The 9,490-nt window shown below is 32.8% G+C and carries 7 protein-coding genes; 6 read left to right on the top strand and 1 reads right to left on the bottom strand.

Annotation, left to right across the window (positions count from 1 at the left end):
- The first annotated feature begins 145 nt into the window (after positions 1-145).
- On the top strand, positions 146-2,191 hold the full coding sequence (locus tag RTP52_RS20080) for a methyl-accepting chemotaxis protein (RefSeq protein ID WP_312373155.1): 2,046 nt from the start codon (positions 146-148) through the stop codon (positions 2,189-2,191).
- 332 nt (positions 2,192-2,523) lie between these two features.
- On the top strand, positions 2,524-4,002 hold the full coding sequence (locus RTP52_RS20075) for an aldehyde dehydrogenase family protein (RefSeq protein ID WP_312373153.1): 1,479 nt from the start codon (positions 2,524-2,526) through the stop codon (positions 4,000-4,002).
- Between the two features lie 185 nt (positions 4,003-4,187).
- Here RTP52_RS20075 and RTP52_RS20070 read toward each other — a convergent pair whose 3' ends face one another.
- Positions 4,188-5,327 carry a DUF3800 domain-containing protein gene (locus RTP52_RS20070; protein WP_312373156.1) on the bottom strand — a complete coding sequence of 380 codons (1,140 nt, stop codon included), beginning with the start codon at positions 5,325-5,327 and terminating at the stop codon, positions 4,188-4,190.
- A gap of 388 nt (positions 5,328-5,715) precedes the next feature.
- Between RTP52_RS20070 and nth the strand changes: the two genes are divergently transcribed.
- The 4 genes from nth (at position 5,716) to RTP52_RS20050 (ending at position 9,072) form a co-directional block, all read left to right on the top strand.
- On the top strand, positions 5,716-6,345 hold the full coding sequence (gene nth, locus RTP52_RS20065) for an endonuclease III (RefSeq protein ID WP_312373152.1): 630 nt from the start codon (positions 5,716-5,718) through the stop codon (positions 6,343-6,345).
- Between the two features lie 117 nt (positions 6,346-6,462).
- On the top strand, positions 6,463-7,479 hold the full coding sequence (locus tag RTP52_RS20060; RefSeq protein ID WP_312373151.1) for a helix-turn-helix transcriptional regulator: 1,017 nt from the start codon (positions 6,463-6,465) through the stop codon (positions 7,477-7,479).
- 1,018 nt (positions 7,480-8,497) lie between these two features.
- Positions 8,498-8,836 carry a GyrI-like domain-containing protein gene (locus RTP52_RS20055; RefSeq protein WP_312373150.1) on the top strand — a complete coding sequence of 113 codons (339 nt, stop codon included), beginning with the start codon at positions 8,498-8,500 and terminating at the stop codon, positions 8,834-8,836.
- Positions 8,837-8,880: 44 nt separating this feature from the next.
- The gene (locus RTP52_RS20050; protein ID WP_312373148.1) at positions 8,881-9,072 is read left to right on the top strand and encodes a hypothetical protein; all 192 of its coding nucleotides are present in this window, start codon (positions 8,881-8,883) and stop codon (positions 9,070-9,072) included.
- Positions 9,073-9,490: the final 418 nt, after the last annotated feature.

Here is a 9,490-nt window from a genome sequence, read left to right as displayed (position 1 = left end):
GGCAATGAGGTTATGAGCAAGTAGCGTAAGCGGATTGCGAATATCCGCTTTGATTAATGATAATAATAAATATGTCGATATAGTTTCTGGCTGTGAATAGAAAAACTGTAAGTCTACACAAAAGATTTTATAAAGGATGGGAGAAATGAAAAACATGAGATTAAGAACTAAAATAACATTGTTTTCCGCATTAATAATACTTTTGGGTATCGGAAGTATGTGGATATTAACAACAGGACAAGTAACTAAGATGCTAAGGGAAAAGGCTATTTCAACGTTATCAGATGCAGCAAACACGAGAGCTCAAATTATCGAAGATTATTTAAAAGATGCTGAAAATATGTTAACAGATTTTGCTGTAGCAGATTATGCAGTAGATTTACTGGAGAATCCGAATAATGCAGCGGCTCAGAAAAAAGCTCAAGCTTATACAGAAGCGTTTGGAAGCCGCTTTGAGAACTTAGAAGGACTTTATATTTCTAATCCAGAAACGATTATGTTGACTCATACGGATCCATCTAAAGTAGGATTCCAAGCGAGGAAAACAAAAGAAGCGCAGCAAGCACTTTGGGATGCTTGTTATCAAAGCCATGATGTATTCAATACTGGTATTATTCCTTCTCCTGCAACTGGTGAATGGATTGTATCTATGTATAAGGCGGTTTTTGATACTAGGGGTAATGCAATTGGCCATGTGGGTGGTGCGGTATATGCAGAACAATTGTCTAGTGCATTAGATTCTTTAGTGATTAAAGGAATGGAAAGCAGTAAGTATTATCTGTTAAGTACAACTGGAAAATCTTATGTGTTTCATCCAGATAAGGAGAAACTTGGACAGGAAGTAACGCAATCTGGGTTTGCTGATATCCTTAATGCAGTTGTAGCGGATCCTACAATCGATATGGATTTTGTTACATATATTGATGAAGATACCGGTAAAGAAATGCTTTGTACCTATAAGAATTTAGGAGCCTGGGTATTCGTTATTAGCGATAGCGTACAGGAAGTATATCAATCAGCTTCAGGAATAACTCTTTTATTTGGAATAATGAGCTTGGTTATAACTGTGATAGCAATTGCTGTTATTGGATTAGTTGTTAGCTTAAGTACAAAAGAGTTAGGAAAGGTAGAGAAAGCAATTGTTAGGGTTGGCAACCTTGATTTTACACAAAAAGAAGAGCTTAAACCATATATTGGTAAAAAGGATGAAGTAGGTAAAATTGCGCAGGCAGTTTATTCTATGAGTGCAATTTTAGCGGAATCGATTAGAACATTAAACGAATGTAATGCAACTTTAGTTACTGATTCCGATGGGCTATCTACCATATCTAACAATTTAATGGATTATGTTACGACCAATTCAGCAACAACCGAAGAGCTAAGTGCAAGTATAGAGACAACCAATAATTCCATTAAATCAGTAACCGAAGAAATCAATCGTATCGCAAGAATTGTTGAAGAAATAGGGGAAAGAGTTGATAGTGGAAATGAAGTTTCAGTGAATTTAATTACAAAAGCAAACACTATGAATAACAACCTTACCGAAAACCTGAACATAGGTTTAGATACAATGAAGCAAACAAAAAAAGATATTAATAGTGCAATGGAAGGTATCGATGCTGTAGAAAAAATCAATGAGATGACACAAGAAATATTTAATATTACATCTCAAACAAATTTACTTGCTTTAAATGCCAGCATTGAGGCAGCAAGAGCTGGAGAAGCAGGAAAAGGTTTTGCAGTTGTTGCTACAGAAATAGGTAAGCTTGCCGAACAATCGCATCTTGCCACAGGAAAAATCCAGGAAATAGTATCAAAAAGCAATGATTCTATTATTATGATACGTAAGTGCTTTGAAAACGTAGTTGGCTATATGGAGAAGGATGTAACAACTAACTATACGGAATTTATAGATCAGTCTACGCATTATAGTTCAAATATGCAATTTGTTAAGAATATGATTGTAGAAATTAAAGAAAACATGCAGATACTGATAACTTCTTTACAACAAATTACGCAAAATGTAGATGCACTTAGCCATGCGTCAGAAGATAATTATCAAGGGGTCATTGATATTATTGATAAAACGGAAAAGACTGTGACAGTATCTGAGAATATAAATAAACTGTCTTCAACATCAAAAAGTACTGTTGGTAGCATCGACGAGGTTGTGCGTAAGTTTAGATTGTAGTTAAGCTAATGAAAGCAATGTTTATGAGACCTGTATAAAATTAGTTCTGTTATGAATAAGTAAAATAATTTGCTTTGACAAGGTATTATCATGATTTTAGAATAATGAAACGATAGAAAAAGGCTTATATAGGTGTTTGCTGCACTTATATAAGCCATTTTTGTAAATATATAGAAATATGTCTGATATTTAACAATATAAATAGTTAATTTAATATCAAAATTGCAATATATAATAAATCGTGCTACAATAGCATTACGAAATGAATAATAATATACAATTTCAGAGCTTAATAGTTACAGAACTATTATTATGGAATATGGAGGTAGGTTATGAATATTCAATTACAAAACAAATATAAACTATATATCAATGGAGAATGGAAAGATGCATCGGATGGTGCAACTATTAAAACTTACAATCCTTCGAATGGAGAGTTTTTAGCTGAAATCGCGGATGCTACAAATAGTGATGTTGACGAAGCAATTGCTTCTGCAAGAGAGGCATTTAAAACATGGGGGAAAACAACTCCTGTAGAAAGAGCAGCCGTACTGAATAAGATAGCAGACATCATTGATGAAAATGCCGAATTTTTAGCAACAGTTGAAACTATGGATAACGGAAAACCAATTAGAGAAACAACTGGTGCAGATATTCCATTAGCAGCAGATCATTTTAGATATTTTGCAGGTGTTATAAGAGCAGAAGAGGGTACCTCTACTATGATAGATGAAAATACTCTCAATTTAATTCTTAGAGAGCCAATCGGTGTGGTTGGTCAAATAGTACCATGGAACTTCCCATTTTTAATGGCAGCTTGGAAGTTAGCTCCAGTACTTGCGGCAGGTGATGTTAGTGTATTTAAACCATCTAGCACAACTTCACTTAGTGTATTGGAATTAATGAGATTAATTGAAAATGTTGTACCAAAAGGAGTAATTAACATTATCACTGGTAAAGGCTCTAAGAGCGGTGAATATTTACAGCATCATAAAGGACTTGATAAGCTAGCATTTACTGGTTCAACAGAAGTTGGTAGAGAAGTTGGAATATCCGCTGCACAGAATCTGATACCTTCCACACTAGAACTTGGTGGCAAATCAGCAAACATTTTCTTTAGTGATGCAGATATGGAGATTGCATTAGAAGGTATTCAATTAGGTATCTTATTTAACCAAGGACAGGTTTGTTCCGCAGGATCAAGAATCTTTGTTCAAGAAGATTTCTACGATGAATTCTTGGAAAAAGCAGTTGCTGCTTTTGAAAAAGTAAAAGTAGGAAATCCACTTGATCCAACAACTCAGATGGGCGCTCAAGTAAGTGAGCAACAATTAAAGAAGATTTTAAGCTATGTTGAAATCGGTAAAAATGAAGGTGCAAAAGTTGCAACGGGTGGAGAACGATTTGTCGAAGGTGACGCTGCTGGCGGTTACTTTATGAAACCTACTTTATTAGTAGATGTAACAAACGATATGAGAGTTGCTAGAGAAGAAATCTTTGGACCAGTAGGCGTTGTTATTAAGTTTAAGACGATCGATGAAGTGATTGACATGGCGAATGACAGCGATTATGGATTAGCTGGTGGTGTATTTACTAAAGATATTAATAAAGCAATTAGAGTTGCAAGAGGTATTAGAACAGGACGTATCTGGGTAAATACCTACAATATTTTCCCAGCGGGAGCATCATTTGGTGGTTACAAAGACTCTGGTATTGGTAGAGAAACACACAAGGTAATACTTGATCATTATAGCCAAATGAAGAATATTATAATCAATTTAGCTGAAAAGCCAGGTGGCATGTATAGATAATAGGAAATTATATGTTTACACAGTGTTTTAAAAACTGAATTATAGTTTGGGGTAAATCTCAATCTAAGATAAAACAGGGAAGAAATTCGTTAGTGAATTTCTTCCCTGTATTTATACAACTTTTTTTATATCTAAAAATAAAATTTGTTGTTTGCAACAGCATTTGACACTTGATTACTAATTAATTAAATATCAAAAAATTGCTTAAGAGTTGTATATTCCGAATTATCAAATAAATCTAAATTTCCACCTGTTCCAATTTTAATATTATCTCTACATTTCTTTAACCTTGCTAGCATAGGCATTATAATGGTTGTTCCATGATTAATAAAATCATATAATTCGTTTTCTTTTGCTGGTATTTTATAGCCTTTTGAAGAACTAGCTATAATAACACCTTCATCTCTTAATTTTGCAATAATACGTGTACGAAAATATTGCATACTTACAGCTTTTCCTGTCCGATATTTTAAATTGTTGATAAGTTCTGTCGTAGGAATATATTTTCTTGTATCGTTATTTAAAAATTTAGAACATAGATACTTTAATACTATAACTTGATTCATCCTATCTTCATCTGCTGCCTTTTCATATTTACTTAAAAATCCTTGAATATGTCTCAAACATATCTCTGATATTTCATTGTTATGTTCATCTGATATAGTGCTTTTCTCAATAATATACTTTGAAATTATCCTCGGAAAATGTTCGATGCGGATTATTTTTTTATCCAATATCTTTATATAATTGGGAGCGTCTTCTTTTTTATCTTTTTCATATTCAAAGGATAATGTTCCGCTTATAAAACCAGCCAACTGGATTAGAACATTGTTTTTGCTGTCTTGAAAATAAAATTCTCTTTCACCAAATAAATTCGGTATGTCCTCATTATCTTTTACATAATTGCAAAAGCTTTTCATATATTCATTACCGCCTATTTCGTCCGCACATACAACTAATTTTTTAAAGGCATAACGTAATTCTTTATGTACTAAATTATTTACAAATTTATAAAATGACTCTTGATACATGAGACCACTATCATTAAATAGTTTTTGCTTATCAACAACTACCGAAAATATTTTAAAATCGGTATCCATTAATTCATTCAATATTTCCAGTCTTCGTGCATGATTTTTACCTACCAAGGATGATTTCATTTCTTCTGTTTGAAAATATTTTTTTCGTATAGCTTCCACTTCGTTTTCCACTGCATTTAATCTAGCTTCGGTTATTAATACTGCAGTAACTATGAAATACGTTGAGACTCCATCTTGGTCAAAGTTAAACTCATGATTACCTGATTCATCAGTAAAAGCATACATAACTTCCAATACCACACCTCCCTATTAACAATTAAATAATCTACATAAGTTAATTTATAAGACTTTATTAACGCTGCCTACTTCCTTATTAAAACATTTTCTATATAACCTGTATTATATGTTACAATATTGGAAACATGATTTCTTAGAATATATTATTAATTAGCAAATCAGCTCAGCTTCATATATTAATAGGTTGCTACCATTTTACGTACCATTTTATGATAATACATAGTATACCATTTATCAACGGATATTGTAAGTATATTCCATTTTATATATGAAACTTATTCATATTAGTATGAGAAGTGTTAAATTTGCCATATACTGAATTCACTAATTATAATATAATACAAAGATAAGAAGAATCTATAGAGAAGGAAACGCAATGGTAAATGAAGCAATCCAACAAATATTATTAATATTAGATAAGGAATATGGTACCACCAAGGAAGGATTTTTACACTATGCTGATTGGCAACTGTTACTTGCGATCATGCTAAGTGCGCAAAGTACGGATAAACAAGTAAATGAGGTATTACCGAGTCTGTGGAATAGATTTTCTTCTATCTGGCAAATGGCAGAAGCACCAGTAGAGGAAATTGAAGATCATATTAGATCTATCGGGCTATATAAGAGTAAAGCTAAGAATATGAAGCAATGCTGTAAACAAATTATTGATGAGTATGACGGTAAAGTTCCTACAACTATCAATGAATTATTAAAGCTATCTGGAGTTGGAAGAAAATCAGCTACTCTATTTCTAGCGGATGCTTATGATATACCAGGTGTAACGGTGGATACCCATGTTTTGAGAATTGCAAAGCGACTCGGCCTGGCGGAAGGAAAAAATCCGGTACAAGTGGAGCAAGAATTAATGAAGGTACTTCCGAAAGAAAACTGGAATCGTATTAATTTTCAATTGATTTATCATGGACGGAGTGTATGTACTGCAAGAAAATGCCATTGTGATCGATGTTTATTAAACCAATGGTGTGAAAAGAAAAGTGATATTTAATTTCCAATATTAATGATAGATGAGAAATTCACATAGCCGACAAAACCAAATCAAATTAAACAGGAATCATAATCTTTCTTTTGATATAATATAAGTACTAATTTTGGAGGGACGATTATGCAGAAGAAGCAAGATAGAGAACTGGGCCATGGTGTAATGTTGCTACAGGAAATCATTGATTATATTGAAAAAAATCTTTTAGAAGAATTAACACTAGATCGTGTGTCTAGTCATTTCTATGTAAGCAGTACTCTAATGAATCAACTATTTCGGAATATATGTGATATGACGGTTATGGAATATGTCCGATATCGAAGACTTTCCTTAGCAGGAAATGATCTTATGACCTCCAATATACATATCATTGATGCAGCATTAAAATATGGTTATGAAACACCAGAAGCTTTTTCAAAAGCATTTACAAGATTTCATGGGTTTCCACCAAGTTTGGTAAGAAGAATATATCCCAAGATTAAAGTATTTAGTCGTTTGCAAATTAAAATAGAAATACAAGGCGGTTGGCAAGAAAAATTAACAGAAGATAATTTACCTTCCTTGACAAAACCAAATGCTTCAGAACAGGAAAGATACCTCGAGTACGGTTATAATGACAGTACAAAATTAAGAGGAGGTTACTCTATGGAGCATCAAAATTGTAAATTTCATATCAATACAAATGATATGAAACAAAAAGAGGATTGGAAAATCCTTTTACAACTCGTAAAAAAGCTAAAAGAAGCAGGAATGACGTTTAAGGTAGACGGATCGACAATGATTTTTGCACATGGTTTAGAATTTAAACTTGATAAAATTTGTATCACCTTTAAATGGAATGAAGGGCAGAAAGTACTGGACTTTTTTGGTGAAGTTGCTGAGTTTTCTGAAGTATTTCCGGGTTTTAAGTATTATGATACGAAGTTCTCAGGTATGAAAGTAAGGTGCATGCTTTATGGAGAATTTCCTGGGTCGGACACCGATGAAGTTTTATATCAAAATACAGATATCGTTGAGATTGATGGAGTTTTGACTCATGTACAGTCATTGGAATTCTATTATGAGAATGGAGAACCTGACAATAAATACTATAAGATGGTAGAAGAGTATATGAAACACAATAATAGAGATTTAAAATAATTATCAGAAACAAGGAAAAGTTCGCGAAGCGTGCTTTTCCTTGTCATGAATTAAGCAGTCAACCTTTTTTATAGTCTGGCTGCTTTGTTATATAATAGAAGTTAATACCCGAGATTATTTCAAAAGTCGGGATGGATACATTTTAGTCTGATATGATAGGAAAGTTTTATCTGTTTAACTATATCTAAAATATCGTGGTCGGTCATATTCATATAGCACAGAGGTTAATGATTCGGTTATGTACAACTCTCTCTTGGTCATTGATTTCTCGAATATATCCAGTTCATTAACAGCAGTATGGTGCATAATCGCAAATAGCTCAAGTTCTACATATTCAGCTACCCATTGGTCCAGGTATTGTCTTTCATAGTGATATTGTTTTTTTAAATATCAAAAAGACTCCGGTTGCCTCGGTATCTTTTGGTAAATTCCCCTGTAAAATAATTTGTACAATGAAGCAGAAGGCTTAAATATGTAATAGTCATGTTCCGTCGTTCGTCAAGTGTCCGCTGCTATAATTCTTCGAATTGATTTTCTGTCACTAAAAGGGGAAAAATTATAGAAAAATGATGAATCTAAGTAAAAGCAGTAAATAGATGATCTATTGTGTTCTATAATATAGAGAATAAAAGAGCTACTCTTATTAAGAAGATTCTAATCTATTTTATAAGAGATTAAAGTTAACTACCCATGTTTCTTCTGAAAATGGTACCTTAACTCCGATTGTAACAAAATCAAAATTTAAGCCTAAATTATAGTGCCTTTTAATCGTAACTTTTGCTGTTCTTGAATTATTTGAATCTATCAATACATTAATAGTGTTATTTTTTTGTTGGCTAATAAGATCAATAAGTTTTAATTGTTCTTCTAAATTGTTCAGTTCATTTAATATTTTATCTTCATCACCTAATGTCTTTATACTTATATCTAAATCATATTGTTCATTTAAGTTATTAATTTTATTAATATCTTCTTCGCTTAGTGTATTAGCCTTAGTAATGTTTGGATTAAAAAAACGGTGGAAAGGATTTATTCAGAATGGCTTCCAAACTCCGGTTATGAATTAATCAATAAGACTGCATTTGAGATGTATTACGGTAACCATAGAAAAGGAGAAAAGCGAGGTGAAATTTGGGTTCCTATCAAGCATAAGACAACCGTACCTAGTAGTTTTAACCGTGCCCTAGAACTTAGGAAGGGGTTAAGTAATCGTGCGTGCCAGTTATGCATTGGCAATTTTGACATGGAAGAAGTGTATAATGCGCATATTGAGAAAAAAGGCTGGCCAGAATATGGAAGTATATATCATCTAATAGCTCCAACGAAAGTAACGAATCATTATAGGAAGCAGAAGTAGAAGATATCACATTTAAAGAATTTGATTTAACCAAACCTCATATTTTGACTAACTTAGTTGCGAATGATCGGATTTGTTTTAGGAATACTATTTCAGGTCTTGATACCTATCAAGACATTACAGAAAACGATTATATTGCTTATGGTGCATTTGCTGGTAACGATAGGGGAGAAGAAATAATTGTTGGTTCTGTGATCGTGGAATTGAAGGAAGGTTATACCCTGGCTATGGGGTAAATTGCAACTAGTATTTGGTAAATAAGTGAAATTCTCAATGGATACAAAAATTGACATAGCAGGGGAATTATGTTATCATAAAAGAAATATACGTAAAGAGAGGTACTCCGATGAAGCGTTGTCTGTGATTAATACAACTAAATATTTATATATATAACCATGCTTTTCACATGGTTAATTGTTGTGGAAAATCGTAGACAGATAAATTACATTGCTTTGGGATAACTTCAAAGTTCGTATATGATAAACAAGAAAAAGCACGCTTTGCGAGCTTCTCCTTGTCGTAAATAAAACTTAAATCATATACTTTATTTCTGCATGTATTTATATGTTTATTTGACCTTTTCCAAACACGGAAAAGGTTTTTTTAGTTTGCCCGCCATGGGCGGGCTCTAGCGGGTGCAAGTCCCGAGTGTGC

It is taken from the genome of Lachnoclostridium sp., assembly GCF_031997925.1.
In the GTDB taxonomy this organism is placed as follows: domain Bacteria; phylum Bacillota; class Clostridia; order Lachnospirales; family Lachnospiraceae; genus Lachnoclostridium.
The sequence above is the reverse complement of the archived record's forward strand: the minus strand, read 5'-3'. Positions and strand labels throughout refer to the sequence as shown.

What these genes read in the sequence shown, in the direction of transcription:
- RTP52_RS20070 (WP_312373156.1), bottom strand. Translation starts at nt 5,327, where the DNA reads ATGTATGCTTTTACTGATGAATCAGGTAATCATGAGTTTAACTTTGAC.
- RTP52_RS20080 (WP_312373155.1), top strand. Translation starts at nt 146, where the DNA reads ATGAAAAACATGAGATTAAGAACTAAAATAACATTGTTTTCCGCATTA.
- nth (WP_312373152.1), top strand. Translation starts at nt 5,716, where the DNA reads ATGGTAAATGAAGCAATCCAACAAATATTATTAATATTAGATAAGGAA.
- RTP52_RS20075 (WP_312373153.1), top strand. Translation starts at nt 2,524, where the DNA reads ATGAATATTCAATTACAAAACAAATATAAACTATATATCAATGGAGAA.
- RTP52_RS20060 (WP_312373151.1), top strand. Translation starts at nt 6,463, where the DNA reads ATGCAGAAGAAGCAAGATAGAGAACTGGGCCATGGTGTAATGTTGCTA.